Consider the following 22,809-nt stretch of genomic DNA (forward strand, 5'->3'; position numbering starts at 1 on the left):
GACGTTTACAATGGACCACATGTTGGCCCGGGCCAGAAACTGAATCGACCGCCGCAGCCAAGACTGCGCGGTATTGCGTTGTGTGAGGAGAGTCTGAATGAGCCAAGTGTTGGAAGATCTGGTCGACCTGCTGACGCTGGAGCCGATCGAAGAAAACCTGTTCCGTGGCCGTAGCCAGGACCTGGGTTTTCGTCAGCTGTTCGGTGGTCAGGTGCTCGGTCAGTCGCTGTCGGCGGCCAGTCAGACGGTTGAAGAGGCGCGCCATGTGCATTCGATGCACGGCTATTTCCTGCGCCCAGGCGATGCCGGGTTGCCGGTGGTGTATCAGGTTGACCGGGTGCGTGACGGTGGCAGCTTCAGCACGCGTCGGGTGACGGCGATCCAGAAGGGCCACCCGATATTCACGTGCAGTGCGTCGTTCCAGTACGACGAAGAAGGCTTTCAGCACCAGACCGAAATGCCGCAAGTGGTCGGTCCGGAAAACCTGCCATCGGAACTGGAGATCACCCAGCAGCGCGCGCACCTGATCCCCGAGAAAATGCGCGAAAAACTGCTGTGCCCGAAGCCGATCGAATTTCGCCCGGTGACCGAGAAAGATCCCTACAACCCGCTGCCCTGCGATCCGGTCAAGTACGTCTGGTTCCGCGCCGACGGGGCGTTGGCCGATTCGCCGGCGCTGCATAAATACCTGTTGGCCTATGCATCGGACTTCGGTCTGCTGGTCACCTCGATGCAGCCCCACGGCAAGTCGGTGTGGCACAAGGACATGCAGGTCGCCAGCCTCGATCACGCGCTGTGGTTCCACCAGGATCTGCGTGCCGATGACTGGTTGCTCTATGCGATGGACAGTCCGTGGGCGGGCAATTCCCGTGGCTTCTCCCGTGGCAGTGTGTTCAACCGCGCCGGGCAACTGGTGGCCTCGGTCACCCAGGAAGGCTTGATCCGTCACCGCAAGGATTGGGCATGAGCCTGGCCGACGTGCGTCACTGGGTGTTCGACATGGACGGCACCCTGACGGTGGCCGTGCACGACTTCGCGGCGATTCGCGTGGCGTTGGCGATTCCTGCCGAACACGACATCCTGACCCACCTCGCCGCACTTCCGGCCGATGAAGCCGCAGCCAAACATGCATGGCTGCTGGAGCACGAGCGGGACTTGGCCCTTGGTTCGCAACCGGCGCCGGGCGCGGTGGAACTGGTGCGCGAACTGGCCGGGCGTGGTTATCGCCTGGGCATTCTCACGCGCAACGCCCGGGAGCTGGCGCATGTCACGCTGGAGGCCATTGGCCTGGCCGACTGCTTTGCGCTGGAGGATGTGTTGGGCCGCGATGATGCTCCGCCCAAGCCGCATCCGGGCGGGTTGCTGAAACTGGCCGAAGCATGGAAGGTGCCGGCGAGCGAGATGGTGATGGTCGGTGATTACCGCTTCGATCTCGATTGTGGGCGGGCGGCGGGAGCGCGGACTGTGTTGGTGAATCTGCCGGATAATCCATGGCCGGAATTGACCGATTGGCATGCGGCGGATTGTGTTGAGTTGCGGCAGATGCTTTTGGCTTGAGGGCGTTGTTGTCGGGTGAACCGCTTTCGCGAGCAAGCCCGCTCCCACATTTGATCTCTGGTGCTCACAAATGATGTGTACACCGCAGGTCCAATGTGGGAGCGGGCTTGCTCGCGAAGAGGCCCTTCCAGACACCACAAATACTACTGCCCGAACAACGCCTTCTGCCCCTCTGGCGAGGTAAACATCCCATCCCCGTTATGCCCGACCCCGGGCACTTCGATCAGTTGCTGGTTCAACCCCTTGGGTGCCAGCCGCTTCAGGTAGTCAAAGTAAAAACGCCCGCGGGCCAACCGAGACGGCCCTTGCGCCCTGGCTTCACAGCTTTTATCCAGCGCCGGATGATTCGGGTCGGTGTCCTGCTGCCCCAGCAGATAAACGACCTCACGCTTGAGGTAACTTTCCTGCAACTGTGCTGCGGTTTGTCCTTCGGCGTAAGCCGGTAAATCCGCCAGCCCGTACTTCCAGCGATGGAAATTCGGGCAACCGGCGTGGCTGAACGCCACGGGCCTGCGCTCATCGAAATAAGCGTAGGAGGACGGATTGGCGATCACGTAGCGCACCTGCACGCCGGCTGCATCGAGGTCGGATTGCGGGTGACCGAGCAACGCATAGCGCTGAACCACCTGCGCGCCGCCGGAGTGCCCGGCGATGACAATTTGCTTCACATCCGGAAACTGCTGACGGTCACCCAAGCGGGCGATGATTTCGTCGAGCGCCGCGTAGGAACTCAGCCGAAAGGGTGCCGTGGATTCGCCACCAGCCATCCATTCATTGCCTTGCCAGCGCAAAACGGTGTCGGCCACCGGATGGACCGCAACGTCGGTTTCATTGAGGAATTGCGGGGCGATCACCAGGGTCGTTGCGCTTTGCCCCGCCAGTTCGGCCGCGTGCTCACCACTCTGCAGATAGGTTTGCGCATTGCGCAAGCGACCGTGGAGGATGATCAGCACCCGTTCGATTTTTGCCGGGGCGGGGCTGATGCCCACCGCGATTTCACCTGACTTCAACAGCAGGCGCCCTGAGCTGAGTTCCTTGACCCCATGCTCGGCGGCTTGGGACGTTGCGCAAGTAAACAGAACAACCAACAACCACTTCTTCATTTACAGATTTTTCGCCGCAAAGGTATCGCACTGGCCAACCTGGCCTTGGGCGAAACCGGTTTTGAACCAGCGCACCCGTTGCGCCGACGTACCATGGGTGAAGGAGTCCGGGACTACACGGCCCTGACCCTGTTGCTGCAAACGATCGTCGCCGATGGCGTTCGCGGCGTTCAGTGCTTCTTCGATGTCGCCCGGTTCCAGCCAGTTCAGGCGCTTCTGCGCATTGTTGGCCCAGACGCCGGCCAGGCAATCGGCCTGAAGTTCCTGGCGAACCAGCAAACCACCGTCGCCTTCCATTTGCCGGCCTTGTTGGCGCGCTGCCTGAATTTTCGTGGACACCCCAAGCAGGGTCTGCACGTGGTGTCCGACTTCGTGAGCGATCACGTAGGCCTGGGCGAAGTCGCCCGCGGCGGAAAAGCGTTGGGACATCTCCTGGAAGAATGCCATGTCCAGGTAGACCTTCTGGTCGGCCGGGCAATAGAAGGGGCCGGTCGCCGAGGTGGCCAGACCGCAGGCCGAATTCACGCGGTTGCTGAACAGCACCAGGGTCGGGTCCTTATATTGGCGACCGGCCTGCTGAAATATCGCGCCCCAGGTGTCTTCGGTATCGCCGAGGATCGAGCGCACGAATTCCGCGCTCTCATCATTGGCCGGAGGTGCCTGGCGACTCTGGTTGGTGGCGGGCGCCGATTGCTGCTCCATTTGCCCGGTCAGTTGTCCGAGGATCTGCAGTGGATCCTGGCCGGTGATCCAGCCGATGCCGACAATCAGGAGGATCGCCGTCAGGCTCAAACCCTTGCCACCGCCAAAACGCATGCCGCCGCCACCACCGCCGACATCATCGCCACGGGCGTCGACCACGTTGTCGCTGCGTCGGCCTTTTTTCCATAGCATGTGGGAATCCTCTTCTGTTCCGGGTAAAGCTCCGTGCGATGAGTGTTGCTGCCAAGTGGGAGCGGCGCCAGTCCGATCGTCCGTCTTTTTTTCGCGCACAGGTTGATTCCCGGCCACCCGTGAAGGGTTGCCGAAAAGGTTTCAGGCTTGTATTGAACACGGATAACCCATCGAATTCCCTCGGGCGATGGGTTTTTATCGTGAGAGCGATCGCCGGTCCTGCGGATTATTCGTCGAATGCATCCCACACCGGCGCAAAGTCAGGGCTGACCTGGCGCTCGCGTTTGGACAGGCTGGCGATCAAGGCACGGTCTTCATCATCCAGTCGCACATCCAGCGCCGCGAGATTGGCCAGTTGATTGGGCTCGCTGCTGGCCTTGGGGATCGCGGCCACGTTGGGTTGATCGAGCAGCCATTTGAGCGCGACCTGCGTCGGCAGTACGCCGTGTTTCGCGGCGATCCGCCGGATGGCCGGAATGTCGGATACCTTGTTGCGTGCCAGTGGCGTGTAGGCTGTCAGCGCAAGATCCTGTTGACGGGCGTAGTCGAGCAGGGCGTTTTGTCCGAGCAGCACGTGGTACTCGACCTGGATCGCCGACAGCGGCGCCCCCAGTTCTTCGACGACTTTGCGTAGCAGGGGCAGTGGAAAATTCGCCACGCCAATGTTGCGCGCCAGGCCTTGCTCCCTGAACGACACCAGGGTTTCTATGGTGCGCGGCAAATCCCAATCGGTGGTTGGCCAATGGAGCATGAACAGGTCGACGTATTCGCTGCGCAGGGCTTTGAGGCTACGGTCCATGGAGTGACGCATGGCGTCGGGTTGCAGTTGGTCCCACCAGACTTTGGTCGTGACGTGGATCTGCTCGCGGGGTGTCGGACTGTTCGCCAGCGCCTGACCGACCGCGTCTTCGTTGTTGTAGGCCGCTGCCGTGTCGATGTGCCGGTAACCCAGGGCCAGAGCCTGTTCCACTGCTCGGGTGCATTCCTCGCCGAGCATTGGCCAGGTGCCGAGGCCGAGTTTCGGCATGTTCAAACCCTGAGCGTTAATGATGTGCTGCATGGTCGATCTCCTTTTCATAAGCAGTGACACCTGCGATATGGCGCGCGGCGATGTAGCCGAAGGTCAGCGCCGGGCCGAGATTGATGCCGCCAGCGGGGTAGTGACCGCCCATGATGCTGGCCATGTCGCCGCCCGCCGCGTACAGCCCGGCGATGGGTTGCGCCGCGCCATCCAGGACTTGGGCATGTTGGTTGACCTTGAGCCCGGCGAAGGTACCGAAGCAGCCCGGCTGGACTTTCACGGCATAGAAGGGGCCTTGTTCGATCGGTGCGACGCATGGGTTGGGCTGTTGCAGTGCGTCACCCTGCTTGCGATTGTAGGGTGTGGAACCACGGCCGAATTGCGGGTCCTCGCCGTTGCGCGCGTGGCGGTTGTAGTCCGACACGGTGGTGCGCAAGCCAACCGGGTCGATGCCGCAGGCTGCAGCCAATTCCTCAAGGGTGTTGCCGGTTTTCAGATAGCCGCTGCGGATGAACGATGACAGCGGCACCGGAAATGGCCGAGAGATGCCCAGGCCATATCGACGCTGAAAACCATGGGTGCAGATCAACCACGACGCCACTTCCTCACCCGGCGGGGCGGCGGCGACCATGGCCGTGACGTAGTCGTAGTAGCCGCTGGCTTCATTGACGAAGCGCTGGCCGTTGCTCAGCACACCGATGATGCCCGGTTTGCCCCGCTCGATGATGTGCGGGAAGTGTCCCGTGCTGCCATCGCTGTGCGGCACCTGCGAAACCGGTGCCCAGGCGACGGCGGACGCCATGTCGCTATTGACCCGGGCACCGGCACTTTCGCCCAGGCGCAGGCCATCGCCGCAAACGCCGAGGGGCGGCAAGGCCAGATGCTCATGCCCGGTCGGTGTGCGGGGAAACAGGGCCTTGCGGCGGTCGATGTCATTGGCGAAACCACCCGCAGCGAGCACCACGGCCTTGCGTGCATGGATGCGCACCGAGCCTTTGCCGGTGTTGACCACCGCACCTCGTACCTGGTCATTCTCGCGCAGCAATCGACTCACGGGCGCTGATTCCCAGAGCAACACACCGAGGTCATCGGCGGATTTCGCCAGGCGCGCCACCAAGGCCACGCCGTTGACCAGTTGCATCGCCCGGCCATGTACGACGAGATCGAACAGGTGACGACTGAAACGCCGCGTAACGTGCCAGGCCGCCGACAGTGAACGGGTCAGGTTGAGGAATGCCGTGAGGTCCGCCCCCGCCATGATCGGCATGCCCATGAACGATGTTTCCCGCATGGTTTTGCGCAGACGCTTGAGCAGTGTGCCGACTTTTCGTGCGTCGTACGGGGCGGCGATCACCGAGCGTCCACCGGTGCCGGCCCCCGGCGTGTCGCCATGAATGTCGGCAATGGCGTTGCCGTCGGCGAATTGCAGCGAGGTGTGCTGCTCGAAGAACGACACCATCCGCGGGCCGGCTTCCAGGAACGCGTCGATCATCGCCGGATCAAAGCGCTCGCCCAGTTCGTGTTTCAGGTAAGTGCGCGGCAGTTCAACGTCTTCGACGATGCCTGCGCGCCGGGCCAGCGGGTTGCAAGGCACCCAGGCCCAGCCACCGGACCAGGCCGTGGCACCGCCGAACACAGGGTCCTTTTCTACCACTATGACTTTCAGTCCATGCCACGCGGCGGTCACGGCCGCCGACAGTCCCGCCGCACCGGAACCAACGATCAGCACATCGCAGTCGATGTCGGGAAGAAAGTGCGCTTGGGCAGGCATTGTTTGAACTCCGGTGTTTTATTGTTTTGGAATCTTGTTCCAGAAAATATAAGAATCAGGTGAAGCCGAACAAGTCTTGAGGGTGTAAAACGGGCGGTTATCGAACGTTCAGTTCCAGATTTCGCATTCGTTCAGATGTCTTCTAGAATCGAGCAAATTTTACGTGGAAGCGACCATGGCCGGCAGTCAGATCGAACGTGTTTTCAGTGTGCTCGAAAGCCTCACCAGCGATCCCCGTGGCCTGCCGATGCAGACCCTGGCAGAGCAACTGGATATCCCCAAGAGTGCGACCCATCGCCTGCTGGCCGAGCTGATCCGCCTCGGTTACGTGCGGCAGAATCCGGATAATCTGCGTTATCACCTCTCGACCAAACTGGTGGCGATGGGCTTCCGTTACCTGTCGAGCAGCGGTGCCGACATCGTGCAGCCAGTGCTTGACCGCTTGGCGCAGGAAACCGGCGAACTGGTGCGTCTCGGGGTGATCGACGGTGAGCGTCAGATCTGGATCGCCAAGTCCCAGGGTGCGCGCTCCGGTCTGCGTTACGACCCGGACATGGGCCGCGATGCGCCGTTGTTTTACACCGCCTCTGGGCATGCGTGGCTGGCCTGCATGAGCGATGCCGAAGCCTTGTCGCTGGTGGAGCGGCAGGGCGCAAAAGTGCCGGAACATGTGGGGCCGAACGCGCCGCGCTCGAACATCGAATTGCTCGAACGCCTGCGTCTGGCGCGGGACCAGGGCTACGCCTGGGTCGAGGAGAGCTCGGCGATCGGCACTTCGGCGATTGCGGCAGTGGTGCGCCATCCCGCCGATGGGCGGGTGATCGGCGTGCTCAGCATCGCCGGGCCGAGTGCACGGATGCCGGGGGCGCGGCTGCATGAGCTGGCGCCGTTGTTGCTGGCGTACACCGAGGAGTTGAGTGCAGCGAGCCTGGCGTCGGAGTTGTTCAACTAAGGCCTGTGCAAATCGACTGTGGGAGCGGGTTTGCTCGCGAATGCGGTGTGTCATGCGATCTGGATGGCGCTGACACACTGCATTCGCGAGCAAGCCCGCTCCCACATTTTGAACAGTGTTCAGCTTGAGAAGCTGTGCGCTGTTCGAACACTTTCAGGATAGGTCTGTGTAAGAATCTGGAACCAGGTTCTAAATTATTGGAGTTCATCGCTCCAATAACACTCACAAGAGGACCGTATCTTGAATTCGCCACTTCGCATCGCCCTGATCGGTGCTGGCAACATGGGCCAGCAGCACTACCAGCATCTGCAATCCCTGACTGAAGCGACGTTGTGCGCCGTGGCCGATCCGGGACCGCAGGCGGCCAGTCTTGCGGCGCAATGGGGCGTAGCCTGTTTCGCCGATCATTGTCAGATGCTGGAGCAGGCGAAACCGGACGCAGTGATAGTTGCCAACCCGAACACGCTGCACGTCAGCACGGCCCTCGATTGCCTCGCGGCCGGCGTGCCGGTATTGCTGGAAAAACCGGTGGGCGTGCACCTGGATGAAGCCAGGGAGCTGGTGACTGCCTCGAAGGCCAGTGGCGTTCCGGTACTGGTCGGACATCATCGTCGCCACAATCCGCTGATCGTCCGCGCCCACGAGCTTGTCCACAGCGGCGCATTGGGTCGGTTGACCACGGTTACGGCGCTCTGGCAGTTGCGCAAGCCCGACAGCTATTTTGAAACATCCTGGCGGCGCGAGGCCGGCGCGGGGATGCTGTTGACCAACCTGATCCACGACCTCGATCTGCTGCGGCATTTGTGCGGTGAAGTGCGCCAGGTTCAGGCCATCACCAGCAACGCCATTCGCGGGTTTGCCAACGAAGATTGCGCGGCGGTACTGCTGCAATTCGACAACGGTGCACTGGGCAGCCTGACCGGCTCCGATGCGGTGGCTGCGCCCTGGAGCTGGGAGCTGGATTCGGGGGAGAACCCGGTGTATCCGCGTCATCCTGATCAACCGTGCTACTTGCTGGCCGGGACAGGTGGGGCGCTGAGCATTCCGCAGCTTAAACGCTGGCACTACAACGATGTTGATGGCGGCTGGCATCAACCGTTGCTGGCAACCCAGGAAAACTTCAGTGCCGATGAAGCCCTGCGTCTGCAGTTGCAGCACTTCGTGCGAGTTGCGCGCCGGGAGGTCGAGCCGCTGGTGAGTGCCGCCGATGCCGCGCGTACGTTGGCGCTGATCGAAGCCATCCGCGAAGCCGCCGAAACCGGGCGTGCCTGCGCGCCATCCTTGATCGAGGGGTGAGCATGAGCGAGCGTATCTTCTCCCTGGCCAGCCTGACCGTGCTGGAGTTATCACCGCCCGACATGGTCGAGGTCGCCGCGCGGGCCGGTTACAGCCATGTCGGCTTGCGTCTGGTACCGGCAACCCCGGAGGAGCACCATTTTGCCCTGGTGGCCGACCACGAACTGCGGCGCCAGACCCTGGCGCGTCTGCGCGATACCGGTATTCGGGTGCTGGACGTCGAAATCCTGCGGCTCAAACCGGAAACCGTCGTCGCCGATTTCGAAAAAGTCCTGGCGGTGGGTGCCGAGTTCGGCGCCAGTGAGTTGCTGGTGGCCGGTAACGACCCTGATGAACAACGGCTGACGGAACATTTTGCCGAACTCTGTGATCTGGCGGCACTCTATGGGCTGCACCCGCATCTGGAGTTCATGCCCTGGACCGATGCGCGCAATCTTCAACAAGCCGCGCGAATCGTGGAAAACGCCGGGCGTGAAAACGGCGGCGTACTGGTGGACGCCTTTCACTTCGACCGCTCTGGATCGCTGTTGGAAGAACTGGTCAAAGTTGCCCCCTCACGGTTACGGTATGCACAGTTGTGTGACGTCGCAGGACCACGGCCGGCGGATATGGCGGAGATCTTGCGCCAGGCGCGTAACGAGCGGCGTTTTCCCGGCGATGGCGATTGTGATCTGCAGGGGTTGTTGGGGATTTTGCCAGCTGACATTCCATTGAGCCTGGAGATTCCCACCGTGCAGTTGCTGGAGCAGGGCGTGAGTGGGTTGGAGCGGGCGCAGATGGCGCTGGATAAAACCCGGGAATTGTTTGCGCGGCTGTAATCGGTGCTGCGCACCTATCGCGGGCAAGCCACGCTCCCACAGGTTCTATGCTGACTGGGTGGAAGCGTGGTTTGCCCGTGATGCTTTTGACTTTATGTAAGGAAACCCAATGACCGTCAGCACTCCGCTTTCCGGCGTCAATCAGCCCTTCAAAGGGATCCTGCTGATCATTGTCGCAACCTTCCTGTTTTCCACCCACGACGCCTTTTCCAAATACCTCTCCGGTTTCTATCCCATTGTCATGGTGGTCTGGGCGCGCTACGTGGTTCACACCTTGTTGATGGCCGGGATTTTCCTGCCGCAGTCCGGGCTGCGGGTGCTGCGTACCAAACGGCCATTGCTGCAGGTGATCCGGGCGCTGTGCCTGCTGGGCACCAGTCTGTTTTTCACCACGGGACTGATGTACATCCCGCTGGCCGAGGCCACGTCGGTCAACTTCCTCGCTCCGGTACTGGTCACCGCGCTGTCGGTACCGCTGCTTGGCGAACGGGTGACCCGGGGGCAATGGCTGGCGGTGATTTTCGGTTTTAGCGGAGTGCTGATCATCGTTCACCCCGGGGGCGATCTGTTTACCCCGGCGGTGTTGCTGCCGTTCTGCTCGGCGCTGTTTTTCTGCTTCTACCAACTGCTGACCCGCAAGCTCAGCGAGATCGACAGCCCGACCACCAGCAACTTCTTCGCAGGCTTGTGCAACACGCTGGTGATGAGTGCGCTGGTGCCGTTCTTCTGGCAGACGCCGAACCTGGTGCATGGCGCGATGATGCTGGCGCTGGGGGCCTGCGGGATGACGGCTCACCTGTTCCTGACCCAGGCTTTCCGCCTCGCGGCACCAGCACTGCTGGCACCGTTCAGCTATTGCCAGATCATCTTCGCCGGCCTGCTGGGCTGGCTGCTGTTTTCCCATACGCCGACACTGACCACCGTGCTCGGCATCGCCGTGATCTGCTGCAGCGGGTTGGCGGCGGCCTGGCAGCAAAGCCGCAAGTAGAAAGTCCCCGGAAACCAACTGTAGGAGCGAACCTGCTCGCGATGACGGTGGGTCAGTCAGCATAGATGTCACTGACCCATCGCATCGCGAGCAGGGCTCGCTCCTACAGGGGGGATTGCGCTGAACGTTATTCGGTGACGGTCGGAATCTTGCGCGGTGCCATGAAGTACATCCAGATCAGCGCAATGAAGTACATCGCCGGAATCATGGTGAACAGCACGGTGTAGTTGTTGTTGGTGATGGTCAGGATGTGGCCGACCAGTTGGGTCATGAACATCCCGCCAATCGCCGCACACATGCCACCGAAGCCGAACACCGTACTCATCATGTGCTTGGGCGTGTAGTCCATCACCAGGCTCCAGATGTTCGCGGTCCAGGCCTGGTGCGCGCCGATGGCCAGGGAGATGGCGGCCACCGCGACCCACAGGTTGCTGGAACCGGCCGCCATGATCACGCCGATGATGCAGCAGGCGAACAGGAACATGGACATCAGTCGCGCCTTGATCGGGTTGACGCCGCGACCGATCAGGAACGAGGAGAGGATGCCGCCGCCAACGCTACCGAAGTCGGCAGTGAGGTAGATGATGATCAGCGGGATACCCATCTGGGTGACGTTGATGCCCAGGTTGTATTGCTGGTTGAGGAACGGCGGCAGCCAGTACAGGTAGAACCAGAACACCGGTGCGGTGATCGAGTAGGCGAGGGCGAAGGCCCAGGTGCCGCGCATGCGCAGGATTTTCGAGAACGGTACGCGGGTTTGTTCCGGCTCGACTTCTTTCTGGATGTAGTCCAGCTCCGACTGTTTCACGCTCGGGTGGTCTTCCGGGTTGAAGTACTTCAAACCCCAGAACAACAGCCAGATCCCGCCCAGTGATGCCATGCACAGGAACGCGGCTTGCCAGCCCCAGACGTGCAGGATCAGTGGCAGCAGCATCGGCGTGAACATCGCGCCGACGTTGGTCCCGGCATTGAAAATACCGGTGGCTACCGCACGTTCACCGGCCGGGAACCACAGGCGCGTGGTTTTCACGCAGGCCGGGTAGTTGGCCGCTTCGGTCAGGCCGAGGATGAAGCGGCAGACCATGAAGCCGACCGCCGAAGTGGCCAGGCCGTGGGCACCGGTCGCCAGGCTCCAGAGCAGCACGGCGCAGAAGAACACGCGCTTGACGCCGACCCGGTCGATCAAACGGCCTTGCAGCACGAAACCGATGGCGTAACCGACCTGGAACCAGAAGTTGATGTTGGCGTAGTCCATCGCCGTCCAGCTCATTTCCTTGGCCAGGATAGGCTGCATCACGCCCAAGGCGGCGCGGTCGATGTAGTTCAGGGTGGTGGCGAAAAACACCAGTGCCAGCATGCCCCAACGGGTTTTGCCGACTGCCATGGCGCCGCGGATTTTGTCGCCGATGCCACCTGTGGCGGTGCTCATGGCAGGTGCCATGCGAGAACTTTGAGAAGGAATCATGTGTGCCATCCGTTCAATGACTGACAAGCGGGGCTCGTCGTGACTTCAAGGGCGCGTGATCAATCGGTCTGTCGCGGCGTGCGCGAAAGGGCTGATCGGCTGTGTTCGTCGGCTGACGGGTTATTCAGCGAGCGGCACGTTTGTGCCGGCGGAGCGCGGGGTTCGGATGGACGCCAGGCAAGGCGTAATGACGGTAGAGCGAGTGAGCAAGGCGTTGAATGAGCGCATGAGCGTATACCCGTTTTTTGAAATTTTTATGTGGTGTTCTGGGTCTTGTTGACCGGGGCCGACGACTTCAAGACCGGACCCAATGTGGTGTTGATGTTGCGCAGTGAACAAAAAATCGTCAATTCGCTATCGGCCATTGTGTTCGATAATCGCACGCAAAACTAACTGGGTAGTACACTTTAAATTGCTCAATGCATCGACCAGCTCAATAATCCATCCACTCTTTTAAAAGCGGCGCAAATTCCCTGTAGCCGAAGCCTCCACCGGGAGCCGAAACATGCAGCGTTCCATTGCCACCGTATCCTTGAGCGGTACCCTGCCGGAAAAACTCGAAGCCATTGCCGCCGCCGGGTTCGACGGCGTCGAGATTTTCGAGAACGACCTTCTCTACTACGACGGTAGTCCACGGGAAATTAAACAGATGTGCGCCGATCTCGGGATCGCCATCACCCTGTTTCAACCGTTCCGTGATTTCGAAGGCTGCCGCCGCGATCGCCTGTCGCGCAACCTGGAACGCGCCGAGCGCAAATTCGACCTGATGCAGGAGCTGGGCACTGACCTGGTGCTGGTGTGCAGCAATGCCTCGGCCGAGTCCATCGGTGATGAACAGGTTCTGGTCGACGACTTGCGACTGCTGGCCGAGCGTGCCGGGGCACGTGGCCTGCGCATCGGCTACGAAGCACTGGCCTGGGGCCGGCATGTGAACACCTGGCAACAGGTGTGGAACATAGTGCGTCAGGCCGATCACCCAAGCCTCGGCGTGTTGCTGGACAGCTTTCACACCCTGTCGCTCAAGGGCGATCCAAGTGCTATCGCCGAGATTCCCGGCGACAAGATTTTCTTCGTGCAAATGGCTGACGCGCCGATCCTGGCCATGGACGTGCTGGAGTGGAGCCGGCATTTTCGCTGCTTCCCGGGCCAGGGTGAATTCGACTTGCCGGGCTTCCTCGCGCCAATCATCAAGAGTGGCTATACCGGGCCTCTGTCGCTGGAAATCTTCAACGATGGCTTCCGCGCCGCGCCGCCACGAGCCAACGCCGCCGACGGCTTGCGTTCGTTGCTGTATCTGGAAGAGAAAACCCGCGAGCGTCTGGCCCAGGAAGCCAAGCCTGCGGCCAACGCTGAGATTCTGTTCGAAACGCCCAAGGCCAGTGAGTACAACGGCATCGAGTTTCTCGAGTTCGCCGTGGACGAAAGCCTCGGCGCCAAGCTCTCGCATTGGCTTGAGCGACTGGGTTTCGTCAAGGCCGGGCAGCATCGTTCCAAGAGCGTCAGCCTGATGCGCCAGGGCGATATCAATTTGATCCTCAACTCCGAACCTTACTCCTTCGGCCACAGCTTTTTCGAAGCCCACGGCCCTTCGTTGTGCGCTACCGCCGTGCGGGTCAAGGACAGCGCCAGTGCGCTGGCCCGAGCCGTGGCCTACAAGGGTCAACCCTATCGCGGGCTGGTGGGCCCCAATGAACTGGAACTGGCGGCGGTGCGTGCGCCGGATGGCAGCCTGATTTATCTGGTGGACCAGGATGCCGACGTCTACGGTACCGACTTCAATCTGCTGGCGGATGCACCGGTCAGCGGTGGCCTCAAGCGCATCGACCACATGGCCATGGCGCTGCCGGCCGACAGCCTCGACAGCTGGGTGCTGTTCTATAAGAGCCTGCTGGATTTCGAGGCAGACGATGAAGTCGTGCTGCCGGATCCTTATGGTCTGGTGAAGAGCCGTGCCTTGCGTAGCCGGGACAGTTCGATCCGCCTGCCACTGAACATTTCCGAGAACCGCAACACCGCGATCTCACACGCGCTGTCGAGTTATCGCGGCTCCGGCGTGCACCACATCGCGTTTGATTGTGATGACATCTTTGCCCAGGTCAGCCGTGCAAAAGAGGCGGGCGTGCCGCTGTTGGATATTCCGCTCAACTACTACGATGACCTGGCGGCGCGGTTCGATTTCGACGACGAGTTCCTCAGTGAGCTGGCCTACTACAATGTGTTGTACGACCGCGACGCCCAGGGCGGTGAACTGTTTCATGTGTACACCGAGCCGTTCGAGGGGCGGTTCTTCTTCGAGATCATCCAGCGTAAAAACGGTTATGCCGGCTACGGCGCGGCCAACGTCGCGGTGCGCCTGGCGGCCATGGCCAAATCCCGTAGCGGTGCATTGCGCCAGGCGAAGTTGTAGGTAATTCGTAAACGCGGGATTAAACGTGGGCCGCGCGGCTTCCTTCACTGTGCCGCGCAGCCCATAATCGCCAGCCTGTGCAGTGATGGCCGTGAGCCCGCAATGACAATGACTTCAGAACTCCCCGCAGCCTCCGTAGAACCTGGTGCCGAGCCGCGCAAGAGTCGCAAGAACAACCCGGAAAAGACCCGCGAAAACATCCTGCAGGAGGCGATTGTCGAATTCGTCCAGCAGGGGCTTTCCGGTGCCCGCGTCGATGCCATCGCCGAGCGTATCCACACCTCCAAGCGCATGATCTATTACTACTTCGGCAGTAAGGAACAGCTCTACGTCGAGGTGCTGGAGAAACTCTACGGCGATATCCGCAACACCGAAAATCGCCTGCACCTGGCAGAGCTGGCGCCGGTCGAAGCCATTCGGCGGCTGGTGGAGTTCACCTTCGATCACCATGATCGCAACGTCGATTTCGTGCGCATCGTCAGTATCGAGAACATTCACAACGCCGAGTACGTGAAGCGCTCCGATGCGATCAAGGCGATGAACAACACTATCCTCGATTCACTGGGCGAGATTCTGCGTCGCGGCGCCGAGCAGGGGCTGTTCCGTACCGGGCTTGATCCGCTGGACGTGCATTTGCTGATCAGTTCGTTCTGCTTCTATCGCGTCTCGAACCGCCACACCTTTGGTGAGATTTTTCAGATCGACCTGCCGGACGAACGTATCAAGCAGCGTCATCGGGAGATGATTTGCGAGTCGGTTCTGCGGTACCTGCAAGCCTGAGGCGAGGTGAGGGGGTTGCCCCCTCACTTCACTCATTCAGTCATTCATGCTCTGGAAATGCTCAAGCATCCGCTGGGCATCCGGGACTACGCCGCTGAACAACTCGAATGCTTTGACCGCCTGAAACACCGCCATGTTGCCGCCGTCCAGCGTCCGGCAACCGAGGGCGCGGGCGTTGCGCAGCAGTTCGGTTTCCAGTGGGAAGTAAACGATCTCCGCCACCCACAATTCGGCCCGCAGCAGCTCGACCGGCACGGGCATGCCCGGCAGTTTTTTCATGCCCATCGGCGTGGTGTTCACCAGGCCGTCAGCCTGGGCCATGGCGTCGGGCAGATCATACCCGGCCACCGCCCGACTGACACCGAAATGCTGATTGAGGTTGTCAGCCAGATCCTGGGCGCGGCGGATGTCCACGTCAAAAATGCTCAGCTGTTGTACGCCTTCGCTCAACAACGCGTGGGCCACCGCCGCACCTGCGCCACCAGCGCCCATCTGTACGACACGTTCAACGGCAACGCCTTTCAAACCCCGGCGAAACCCCTCGGCAAAGCCCAGGCAATCGGTGTTGTGGCCGATGCGTTTGCCATCCTTGAGCACCACCGTGTTGACCGCACCGATACCGCGGGCCTCCGGCGAGAGTTCGTCGAGCAGCGGGATGATCGCCTGCTTGCATGGAAAGGTTATGTTCAGCCCGGTGTAGTTCATGCGCTCGGCAGCCATCAACAGGTCGGGCAGGGCGTTGCTGTCGAGCTTCAACTGATCAAGATCAATCAGGCGATACAGGTAGCGCAGCCCCTGGGCATCGCCTTCATGCTCGTGCATGGCCGGTGTGCGGGAAGCCTGGATGCCGGCGCCAATCAACCCGGCCAGTATCACGTGGTTCTGAGTCACGGCGATCACCCCTTCAAACGATGACTGAAGTGTTCCAGCGCCAGGCGATAGCCATGACTGCCAAAACCGGCCATCACCGCCGTTGCAATGGCGGATACGAACGAATGGTGGCGGAAGGGCTCGCGGGCGTGCACGTTGGACAGGTGGACTTCGATCACCGGCAGTTCGCTGGCGACCAGGGCGTCGCGGATGGCGACCGAGGTGTGGGTCCACGCGGCAGGATTGATGACGATCCCGGCGCAGCGACCGCGGGCGGCGTGAATCCAGTCGAGCAATTCGCCTTCATGGTTGGTCTGGCGAAACTCCACCGCCAGGCCGAACTCTTCGGCGGCGCGTGCGCACAGGGCCGAAATGTCTGCCAGGGTTTCGTGGCCGTAAGTCGCCGGTTCACGGGTGCCGAGCAGGTTCAGGTTCGGGCCGTTGAGCACCAGAACGATAGGGGGCATCGGAATCTCTCCACTTGTTATTTTTGGAATCGGCCGAGGGCTTCAGCCTGTGGAGATAAATTGTACTAACTAGTTAATTTGGTCAATTGAAGTGAAGGTATGCAGGCTGTTTGTGGGCGGTGATCGGACACTTTCGCAGGTCAGCGCGGCAGGTGCTCCACGAGGAAATCGATAAACGCCCTCAAGCGCAGCGGTACATGGCGACTTTGCGGGTACAGCAAGGTAAACGGCCGCGATCGCCCGCCATAGGGCTTGAGCACTTCCACCAGCGAGCCGTCGGCCAGTTCCTTTTCAACGATAAACCGGTAGGTCTGAAACAACCCCGCCCCGTGTTTGGCCAGGGTCACACCGCCCAGCACATCATCGGAGCAACTGAGGTTGCCCTCGGCCAGAATCTCCCGGGGCACGCCTTCATCGTTGAACAGCCAGGCAATGCGTCGGCCGCTGCTGGGCAATTCGTACTGGATGCATTCGTGGTTTTCGAGGTCGTCGAGGGTTTGCGGAGTGCCGGCCCGTTTCAGGTAATCAGGACTGGCGATCATCACCAGGGCGGCATCTTCCAACGGTCGGGCGATCAGGCCGGAATCCGGGATGGCTCGCACGCGAATCGCCATGTCGTAGCCTTCGCCGACGAAATCGATGTTGCGATTACTGATGTGCGACTCGACCTTCACCGCCGGATAGCGCGCCCGAAATTCGGGCAACAGCGGCAGAATTCGATGATGCGCGTAGGTGGTCGGAATACTGATGCGCAACGTACCGGACGGCACTTGCTGCTGGCCCATCACCTCGCGCTGGGCCTCGACCAGTTGCGCAAGGGCCTGGCGACATTCTTCGTAATAACGGCGACCACTGTCGGTCAGCTTCACACTACGCGTGGTGCGCGCGAACAGGCGCACACCAAGGCGTTCTTCCATGCGCGACACCGAACGGCTCACGGCAGCGGGGGTGACACCCGCCACCAGCGCCGCGGCAGTAAAACTGCCGGCCTCGGCGGCCAGGCAAAACAGCTCGATGCTGCCCAACTGAAGATCGTCGAATTGTCGCTGCATGATTGATTACACCGGGGATCAGATGAAGAAACTGGACCAGTATTTATCAGTCTTGCGCGCACGAATACAAAAAAACCGTCACGAGGACGGCTTATTTGTGGGTGCGCTTGCCATCAACGCCGGGTCAGCATCACCCCGGATTCCATGTGATGGGTCCACGGGAACTGGTCGAACATCGCGCATCGGCTGATGCGGTGGGTGTCGTGCAGTTGGGCGATGTTGGCTGCCAGGGTCTGCGGGTTGCAGGAGATGTACAGGATGTTGTCGAAGCGCCGGGTCAGCTCGCAGGTGTCCGGGTCCATGCCGGCGCGGGGCGGGTCGACAAAGACGCTACCGAACTCGTAGCTCTTGAGGTCGATGCCGTGCAGGCGGCGGAACGGACGGACTTCGTTCAGGGCTTCGGTCAGCTCTTCGGCGGACAAACGCACCAAGGTGACGTTATCTACCGCGTTTTCGCTGAGATTGCTCAAGGCCGCGTTGACCGAGGTCTTGCTGATTTCGGTGGCCAGCACCTTGCGCACGCGGGTGGCGAGGGGCAGGGTGAAGTTGCCGTTGCCGCAGTACAGCTCCAGCAAATCATCGGAGCGATCGCCGAGCGCATCGTATGCCCAGTTGAGCATCTTCTGGTTCACCGTGCCGTTGGGCTGGGTGAACGCGCCTTCAGGCTGGCGATAGCTGAAGGTGCGGCCGCCGACTTCCAGCTTCTCGACCACGTAATCGTGACCGATGACTTCGCGCTTGCCCTTGGAGCGGCCGATGATGCTGACGTTCAGGTCCGTCGCCAGTTTCGACGCCGCTGCATGCCAGTGCTCGTCCAGCGGGCGGTGATAGCACTGGGTGATCATCGCGTCGCCGGCCAGAGTGGTCAGGAACTCCACCTGGAACAGCTTGTGGCTCAGGGGCGCACTGGCTTGCCACGCTGCCTTCAGCTGCGGCATCAACTGGTTGATGCGCAGGCTGGCAATCGGGAACTCTTCGATCAGGATTGGCGTGCGTTTGTCTTCCTGGGAAAACATCGCGTAATGGCGCTCGCCTGCCTCGCGCCACAGGCGGAACTCGGCGCGCAAGCGGAAGTTTTTCAGCGGCGAATCGAAAACGGCTGGCTCCGGTGCATCGAACGGGGCCAGCAGGTCACGCAGGCGCGTGACCTTTTCTTCGAGCTGAACGGCGTAGGCCTGGGAATCAAAAGTCATGCGTTGAACCAACCCAGCTTGATCACGAACAGAATCGACAGGATCACCAGCGCCGGGTTCAGCTCACGGCCACGACCGGACATCAGCTTGATGGCGGTCCAGGAAATGAAACCGAAGGCGATGCCATTGGCGATGGAGTAAGTGAACGGCATTGCCAGCGCGGTGATCACCACCGGCGCGGCGACGGTAATGTCGTCCCAGTCTATTTCGGCCAGGCCGGATGTCATCAACACGGCGACGAACAGCAGTGCCGGCGCGGTGGCGAAGGCCGGAACGCTGGCGGCCAGTGGCGAGAAGAACAGCGCCAGCAGGAACAGGAACGCCACCACGATGGCGGTCAAGCCGGTGCGGCCGCCGGCACTCACGCCAGCTGCGGATTCGATGTAACTGGTGGTGGTCGAGGTGCCCAGCAGGGAACCGGCCATGGCGGCGGTGCTGTCGGCGATCAGGGCACGGCCCATTTTCGGCATGTGACCGTCCTTGCGCATCAGACCGGCGCGCTTGGCCACACCGATCAGGGTGCCGGAGTTGTCGAACAGATCGACGAACAGGAAGGCGAAGATCACGCTGACCAGACCGATGTCCAGTGCACCCTTGATGTCCAGTTGCAGGAAGGTCGGGGCCAGCGATGGCGGCATCGACATCACGCCGCCGAACGGGGTGAAGCCCATCACGATGGAAATGATGGTCACCACCAGAATGCCGATCAGCACTGCGCCGCGCACGGCAAGGGCTTCGAGGGCGACGATCAGGGCAAAACCGAGGGTGGCGAGGATCGGGGCCGGTTGTTTCAGGTCACCGAGGCCGACCATGGTCGCCGGGTTGCTGACCACGATGCCGGCGTTGTGCAGGGCGATCAGCGCCAGGAACAGGCCGATGCCGGCGGCAATCGCCGAGCGCAGCGGCAACGGGATGCTGTTGATGATCCATTCACGGATGCGGAAGATCGACAGCAGGAAGAAGCACACCGCCGAGATGAACACCGCGCCCAGCGCCACTTGCCAGGTATGGCCCATGTGCAGGACCACGGTGTAGGTAAAAAAGGCGTTCAGTCCCATGCCCGGTGCGAGGGCGATCGGGTAGTTGGCGATCAGGCCCATGGTCGTCGAGCCGATGGCCGCTGCCAGACAGGTGGCGACAAACACTGCGCCCTTGTCCATGCCGGTCTCGCCGAGGATGCTCGGGTTGACGAACAGAATGTAGGCCATGGCCAAAAAGGTCGTGACGCCCGCCAGAATCTCGGTCCGCACGTTGGTGTTGTGTGCCTTGAGTTGAAACAGCCTTTCCAGCATGTCTGCTCCCCGTGGCGCGCCGGGCGCCGTGAATGTATCGACCTCAACAGCAAAGCACAGGCAGCAGAACGCGCCTGGAAATTACTGTGGGCCGGAAAAAGCCGCGCATCATACCAGTAGCTTGGGAATATGGCTGCTTTGGCGGTGATCGTCGTCGATGTTTTGCGACAAAGCCAAGTGCGCCATACTGCGCGCTGGTTTTTTGGGGTGGATGGGTCCTGCATGAAAAAGCGTCTGGTTGCCGCCCTCGGAATAGGGGGGGCGTTGTTTCTCGGGGCGCAAACGGCCGTGGCGGCCTCGGCTCCACCTCTGACGCAATTGAAAGTGCTCAAGGTCGCGTCGCCGTCCTGTGGTGTCGAGAGCATCGACGAAGGGCAAACCCGAACTCGCTGCGATCACATTGGCCCGAACATCATGGTCTACTTGCTGGAAGTGGGTTATGGGCGTGAGGCCCATGTCGCTCTGGACGGTTTCGAGGTGAATGGCACCCGCACACCAGTTTGTGCGTTCAAGAACGGCAACCTGACCAGCTGCACTCCCGGGGAAAAAACCGTCGGCTATTTGTATGCCCTCGATCTGGCGGGCAAGCAGGAAGGCACGCTGACCTTCAGCAATACCTCGATCAACGCGCCCGGCAATACGATGTCGACGCAGCTTTATATCCAGTAACCGCACGTATCGAACAAGGGTCAGAAAGCTGACTACGCTTAAAAGATCATTCCGTGGACAGTACCCGATGACCTTTAGAGCCTTGATTGCCCTTGCCGAGGGCACCGACGACCTGCAAACCGTGACCCTGATCGACGTGCTGCGCCGCGCCAAAATAGAAGTGGTGGTGGCCAGTATCGAAGGGCGGCGCATGCTCACTTGCGCCCGCGGCACTCGCCTGACGTCCGATGCGATGTTGGTGGACTTGCTGGCGCAACCCTTCGACCTGATTGCCTTGCCCGGTGGAGCGGTGGGTTCGCAGCACCTGGCAGCCCACCAACCCCTGCAACAATTGGTCAAGGATCAGGCGGCGGCCGGTCGCCTGTTCGCCGGCATCGCCGAAGCGCCCGCCGTGGCACTGCAGGCCTTTGGCGTATTGCGTCAACGGCGCATGACCTGCCTGCCTTCGGCCAGCCATCAACTGCTGGGCTGTAACTTCGTCGATCAACCGGTAGTGGTCGATGGCAACTGCATCACCGCCCAGGGCTCGGCTGGCGCATTGGCATTTGCCCTGGCGCTGGTGGAACAACTCTGCGGAAAAGCCACTCGTATGGCCGTGGCGGGGGAGTTGCTCGTTTAGAGAGTGTCAGACCTTCGCCTCTTCCTTCTCTTCATCTTTAGCCACGTGCATGCGATCGCGGCTGGCCAGTGTCGGGAACAGTTTGACCCACACCCCGGTCACCACCAGCGTGCCGATCCCGCCCATGACCACCGCTGGCACGGTGCCGAACCAGTGGGCAGTCAGTCCCGATTCGAATTCGCCCAACTGGTTCGAGGCACCGATGAACAGTCCATTGACGGCGCTGACCCGGCCGCGCATTTCGTCCGGGGTTTCCAGTTGAACGAACGAGGCGCGGATCACCATGCTGATCATGTCTGCCGCGCCCAACACCACCAACACCGCCAGGGAAAACCAGAACGAGGTCGACAGGCCGAAGGCGATGGTCGCCACGCCGAAGATGCCCACGGCCGTGAACATCACCCGTCCGACGTTGCGTTCCACGGCAAACCGCGCCAGGAACAGCGACATCAGCAGCGCGCCTACCGCCGGCGCCGAGCGCAGCAGGCCAAGCCCCCACGGGCCAGTCAGCAGAATGTCCTTGGCGAACACCGGCAGCAGCGCTGTGGCGCCACCCAATAGCACCGCAAACAGATCGAGGGAGATCGCCCCGAGAATGTCCGGACGACTGCGGATGAAGCGAATGCCCGCCAGCAGTGAGTCCAGCGTGGCCTTGCCCTTGTTCAGCGGGGTTTGTTGGGCCGGCAGGTTGAGCATCAGCGAGCAGGCGATGACATACAAAAGCACCGTCGGGCCATACACCCAGACGCTGCCGAAGGCGTAGAGCAAGCCGCCGAGGGCTGGAGCGACGATGGTTGCCGATTGCTGGGCCGATTGTGCGGCGGCCACTGCACGGGGAAACAACGCGCTGGGCACGATGCTGGGCAACAGGGCCTGGGTGGTCGGCATTTCAAAGGAGCGAGCGGCACCGAGCAGGAAGGCCAGGATAAAGATCATTTCCCGGGTGACATGGTCGGTGGCGCTGCCGATGGCCAGCGACAGGGCGATCAATGCCTGGAGGGACTGGCAGATCGCCGCGACCTTGCGCCGGTCATAACGGTCGGCGACGTGCCCTGTGTGCAGCATGAACAGTACGCGCGGGGCGAACTCGACCAGGCCGACCAGACCCAGGTCGAGCACATTGCCGGTCAGTTGGTACAGGTTCCAGCCGATGGCCACGGTGAGCATCTGGAAGCCGCTGGCGGTAAATACCCGGGCCAGCCAGAACGCGAGAAAAGGGCGATGGTGACGTAACAGCAAGGGCTCTTGGCTGGGCATCTGCGGGAAGATCTGGGGGAGAGGGGAGTGGCGAGATTATCACCAACCTGTAACAAAAAGTTGCCGTGACAAAAGATTTAGTTAGCCAGACATCGATTTTCATGTGGGAGCGGGCTTGCTCGCGAAGGCTGAGTGTCAGTCGACATTGATGTTGAAGCTGATGCCCCCTTCGCGAGCAAGCTCGCTCCCACAAGGAGATATGTTTCTGCCTGTTACCCCGGCCGTGAGGCAACTTGTCACGCGGCAAAAGACCACGCGGTTCATCCCCGAAATTGGGACTACTCTTTCAACGTTGATTGATCCAGATCAAAACCCACAAAAGGAATTGATCCGGCGGC

General features: G+C 61.1%; 21 protein-coding genes. 10 read left to right on the forward strand and 11 right to left on the reverse strand.

The window, feature by feature from the left end:
* Positions 1–97 precede the first annotated feature (97 nt).
* Positions 98–967, forward strand: a complete 870-nt coding sequence (gene tesB, locus AC1RS8_RS19855) for an acyl-CoA thioesterase II (RefSeq protein ID WP_057713195.1) — start codon at positions 98–100, stop codon at positions 965–967.
* Positions 964–1,557: an HAD family hydrolase gene (locus AC1RS8_RS19860; RefSeq protein WP_095942027.1), complete on the forward strand. Its 594-nt coding sequence runs from the start codon at positions 964–966 to the stop codon at positions 1,555–1,557. The genes tesB and AC1RS8_RS19860 overlap by 4 nt, the downstream gene beginning before the upstream one ends.
* 143 nt (positions 1,558–1,700) lie before the next feature.
* On the opposite strand, the gene AC1RS8_RS19865 is transcribed toward AC1RS8_RS19860, so the two are convergent.
* The 4 genes from AC1RS8_RS19865 to AC1RS8_RS19880 form a co-directional block, all read right to left on the reverse strand.
* A complete protein-coding gene (locus AC1RS8_RS19865) occupies positions 1,701–2,660 on the reverse strand; it encodes an alpha/beta hydrolase (protein WP_489339265.1) in 960 nt (319 codons plus the stop codon).
* The gene (gene ypfJ, locus AC1RS8_RS19870; RefSeq protein WP_090451547.1) at positions 2,661–3,554 is read right to left on the reverse strand and encodes a KPN_02809 family neutral zinc metallopeptidase; all 894 of its coding nucleotides are present in this window, start codon (positions 3,552–3,554) and stop codon (positions 2,661–2,663) included.
* Positions 3,555–3,780: 226 nt separating this feature from the next.
* On the reverse strand, positions 3,781–4,614 hold the full coding sequence (locus AC1RS8_RS19875) for an aldo/keto reductase (RefSeq protein ID WP_154862142.1): 834 nt from the start codon (positions 4,612–4,614) through the stop codon (positions 3,781–3,783).
* Positions 4,598–6,346, reverse strand: coding sequence for an FAD-dependent oxidoreductase (locus AC1RS8_RS19880; RefSeq protein ID WP_489339264.1), 1,749 nt, complete (start codon positions 6,344–6,346; stop codon positions 4,598–4,600). Before AC1RS8_RS19880 ends, AC1RS8_RS19875 begins: the two co-directional genes overlap by 17 nt.
* Before the next feature lie 175 nt (positions 6,347–6,521).
* Between AC1RS8_RS19880 and AC1RS8_RS19885 the strand changes: the two genes are divergently transcribed.
* The 4 genes from AC1RS8_RS19885 (at position 6,522) to AC1RS8_RS19900 (ending at position 10,400) form a co-directional block, all read left to right on the forward strand.
* Positions 6,522–7,298, forward strand: coding sequence for an IclR family transcriptional regulator (locus AC1RS8_RS19885; protein WP_489339263.1), 777 nt, complete (start codon positions 6,522–6,524; stop codon positions 7,296–7,298).
* Between the two features lie 240 nt (positions 7,299–7,538).
* Positions 7,539–8,594 carry a Gfo/Idh/MocA family protein gene (locus tag AC1RS8_RS19890; protein WP_489339262.1) on the forward strand — a complete coding sequence of 352 codons (1,056 nt, stop codon included), beginning with the start codon at positions 7,539–7,541 and terminating at the stop codon, positions 8,592–8,594.
* A 2-nt stretch (positions 8,595–8,596) separates the two neighbouring features.
* Complete coding sequence (locus tag AC1RS8_RS19895) at positions 8,597–9,412, forward strand: sugar phosphate isomerase/epimerase family protein (protein ID WP_489339261.1); 816 nt, start codon at positions 8,597–8,599, stop codon at positions 9,410–9,412.
* Positions 9,413–9,521: 109 nt separating this feature from the next.
* On the forward strand, positions 9,522–10,400 hold the full coding sequence (locus AC1RS8_RS19900) for a DMT family transporter (RefSeq protein ID WP_057713203.1): 879 nt from the start codon (positions 9,522–9,524) through the stop codon (positions 10,398–10,400).
* A 127-nt stretch (positions 10,401–10,527) separates the two neighbouring features.
* Here the strand turns inward: AC1RS8_RS19900 and AC1RS8_RS19905 are convergent, their stop codons facing one another.
* A complete protein-coding gene (locus AC1RS8_RS19905) occupies positions 10,528–11,865 on the reverse strand; it encodes an MFS transporter (RefSeq protein WP_057713204.1) in 1,338 nt (445 codons plus the stop codon).
* 505 nt (positions 11,866–12,370) lie between these two features.
* Between AC1RS8_RS19905 and quiC the strand changes: the two genes are divergently transcribed.
* Positions 12,371–14,272, forward strand: coding sequence for a 3-dehydroshikimate dehydratase QuiC (quiC, locus tag AC1RS8_RS19910; protein WP_489339260.1), 1,902 nt, complete (start codon positions 12,371–12,373; stop codon positions 14,270–14,272).
* 102 nt (positions 14,273–14,374) lie between these two features.
* The gene (locus AC1RS8_RS19915) at positions 14,375–15,052 is read left to right on the forward strand and encodes a TetR/AcrR family transcriptional regulator (protein ID WP_057713206.1); all 678 of its coding nucleotides are present in this window, start codon (positions 14,375–14,377) and stop codon (positions 15,050–15,052) included.
* Between the two features lie 36 nt (positions 15,053–15,088).
* Here the strand turns inward: AC1RS8_RS19915 and AC1RS8_RS19920 are convergent, their stop codons facing one another.
* The 5 genes from AC1RS8_RS19920 to AC1RS8_RS19940 all read right to left on the reverse strand — a co-directional run bounded on the left by AC1RS8_RS19920 (position 15,089) and on the right by AC1RS8_RS19940 (position 19,926).
* Complete coding sequence (locus AC1RS8_RS19920; RefSeq protein ID WP_057716559.1) at positions 15,089–15,943, reverse strand: shikimate dehydrogenase; 855 nt, start codon at positions 15,941–15,943, stop codon at positions 15,089–15,091.
* 5 nt (positions 15,944–15,948) lie between these two features.
* Positions 15,949–16,389, reverse strand: a complete 441-nt coding sequence (gene aroQ / locus AC1RS8_RS19925; protein ID WP_090451531.1) for a type II 3-dehydroquinate dehydratase — start codon at positions 16,387–16,389, stop codon at positions 15,949–15,951.
* Positions 16,390–16,529: 140 nt separating this feature from the next.
* Positions 16,530–17,441 (reverse strand): LysR family transcriptional regulator, encoded by a 912-nt coding sequence (locus AC1RS8_RS19930; RefSeq protein ID WP_090451530.1) that lies wholly within the window; start codon positions 17,439–17,441, stop codon positions 16,530–16,532.
* A 113-nt stretch (positions 17,442–17,554) separates the two neighbouring features.
* Positions 17,555–18,634, reverse strand: a complete 1,080-nt coding sequence (gene trmA / locus AC1RS8_RS19935) for a tRNA (uridine(54)-C5)-methyltransferase TrmA (RefSeq protein WP_489339259.1) — start codon at positions 18,632–18,634, stop codon at positions 17,555–17,557.
* Entirely contained in the window at positions 18,631–19,926 is a 1,296-nt protein-coding gene (locus AC1RS8_RS19940; protein ID WP_008050771.1) for an NCS2 family permease, read from the reverse strand. The genes trmA and AC1RS8_RS19940 overlap by 4 nt, the downstream gene beginning before the upstream one ends.
* Before the next feature lie 222 nt (positions 19,927–20,148).
* On the opposite strand from AC1RS8_RS19940, the gene AC1RS8_RS19945 reads away from it, so the two are divergent.
* Entirely contained in the window at positions 20,149–20,595 is a 447-nt protein-coding gene (locus AC1RS8_RS19945) for a DUF4879 domain-containing protein (RefSeq protein WP_057716560.1), read from the forward strand.
* A gap of 67 nt (positions 20,596–20,662) precedes the next feature.
* The gene (locus AC1RS8_RS19950; protein ID WP_223500295.1) at positions 20,663–21,214 is read left to right on the forward strand and encodes a DJ-1 family glyoxalase III; all 552 of its coding nucleotides are present in this window, start codon (positions 20,663–20,665) and stop codon (positions 21,212–21,214) included.
* A 6-nt stretch (positions 21,215–21,220) separates the two neighbouring features.
* Here the strand turns inward: AC1RS8_RS19950 and AC1RS8_RS19955 are convergent, their stop codons facing one another.
* Entirely contained in the window at positions 21,221–22,471 is a 1,251-nt protein-coding gene (locus tag AC1RS8_RS19955) for an MFS transporter (RefSeq protein WP_489339258.1), read from the reverse strand.
* Positions 22,472–22,809 lie beyond the last annotated feature (338 nt).

This window comes from Pseudomonas sp. GW821-FHT12A04, assembly GCF_058807755.1.

What these genes read in the sequence shown, in the direction of transcription:
- AC1RS8_RS19930 (WP_090451530.1), bottom strand. Translation starts at nt 17,441, where the DNA reads ATGCAGCGACAATTCGACGATCTTCAGTTGGGCAGCATCGAGCTGTTT.
- AC1RS8_RS19950 (WP_223500295.1), top strand. Translation starts at nt 20,663, where the DNA reads ATGACCTTTAGAGCCTTGATTGCCCTTGCCGAGGGCACCGACGACCTG.
- AC1RS8_RS19880 (WP_489339264.1), bottom strand. Translation starts at nt 6,346, where the DNA reads ATGCCTGCCCAAGCGCACTTTCTTCCCGACATCGACTGCGATGTGCTG.
- tesB (WP_057713195.1), top strand. Translation starts at nt 98, where the DNA reads ATGAGCCAAGTGTTGGAAGATCTGGTCGACCTGCTGACGCTGGAGCCG.
- quiC (WP_489339260.1), top strand. Translation starts at nt 12,371, where the DNA reads ATGCAGCGTTCCATTGCCACCGTATCCTTGAGCGGTACCCTGCCGGAA.
- AC1RS8_RS19915 (WP_057713206.1), top strand. Translation starts at nt 14,375, where the DNA reads ATGACAATGACTTCAGAACTCCCCGCAGCCTCCGTAGAACCTGGTGCC.
- AC1RS8_RS19940 (WP_008050771.1), bottom strand. Translation starts at nt 19,926, where the DNA reads ATGCTGGAAAGGCTGTTTCAACTCAAGGCACACAACACCAACGTGCGG.
- AC1RS8_RS19945 (WP_057716560.1), top strand. Translation starts at nt 20,149, where the DNA reads ATGAAAAAGCGTCTGGTTGCCGCCCTCGGAATAGGGGGGGCGTTGTTT.
- AC1RS8_RS19860 (WP_095942027.1), top strand. Translation starts at nt 964, where the DNA reads ATGAGCCTGGCCGACGTGCGTCACTGGGTGTTCGACATGGACGGCACC.
- ypfJ (WP_090451547.1), bottom strand. Translation starts at nt 3,554, where the DNA reads ATGCTATGGAAAAAAGGCCGACGCAGCGACAACGTGGTCGACGCCCGT.
- AC1RS8_RS19875 (WP_154862142.1), bottom strand. Translation starts at nt 4,614, where the DNA reads ATGCAGCACATCATTAACGCTCAGGGTTTGAACATGCCGAAACTCGGC.
- AC1RS8_RS19885 (WP_489339263.1), top strand. Translation starts at nt 6,522, where the DNA reads ATGGCCGGCAGTCAGATCGAACGTGTTTTCAGTGTGCTCGAAAGCCTC.
- AC1RS8_RS19955 (WP_489339258.1), bottom strand. Translation starts at nt 22,471, where the DNA reads ATGCCCAGCCAAGAGCCCTTGCTGTTACGTCACCATCGCCCTTTTCTC.
- trmA (WP_489339259.1), bottom strand. Translation starts at nt 18,634, where the DNA reads ATGACTTTTGATTCCCAGGCCTACGCCGTTCAGCTCGAAGAAAAGGTC.
- aroQ (WP_090451531.1), bottom strand. Translation starts at nt 16,389, where the DNA reads ATGCCCCCTATCGTTCTGGTGCTCAACGGCCCGAACCTGAACCTGCTC.
- AC1RS8_RS19865 (WP_489339265.1), bottom strand. Translation starts at nt 2,660, where the DNA reads ATGAAGAAGTGGTTGTTGGTTGTTCTGTTTACTTGCGCAACGTCCCAA.
- AC1RS8_RS19900 (WP_057713203.1), top strand. Translation starts at nt 9,522, where the DNA reads ATGACCGTCAGCACTCCGCTTTCCGGCGTCAATCAGCCCTTCAAAGGG.
- AC1RS8_RS19905 (WP_057713204.1), bottom strand. Translation starts at nt 11,865, where the DNA reads ATGATTCCTTCTCAAAGTTCTCGCATGGCACCTGCCATGAGCACCGCC.
- AC1RS8_RS19895 (WP_489339261.1), top strand. Translation starts at nt 8,597, where the DNA reads ATGAGCGAGCGTATCTTCTCCCTGGCCAGCCTGACCGTGCTGGAGTTA.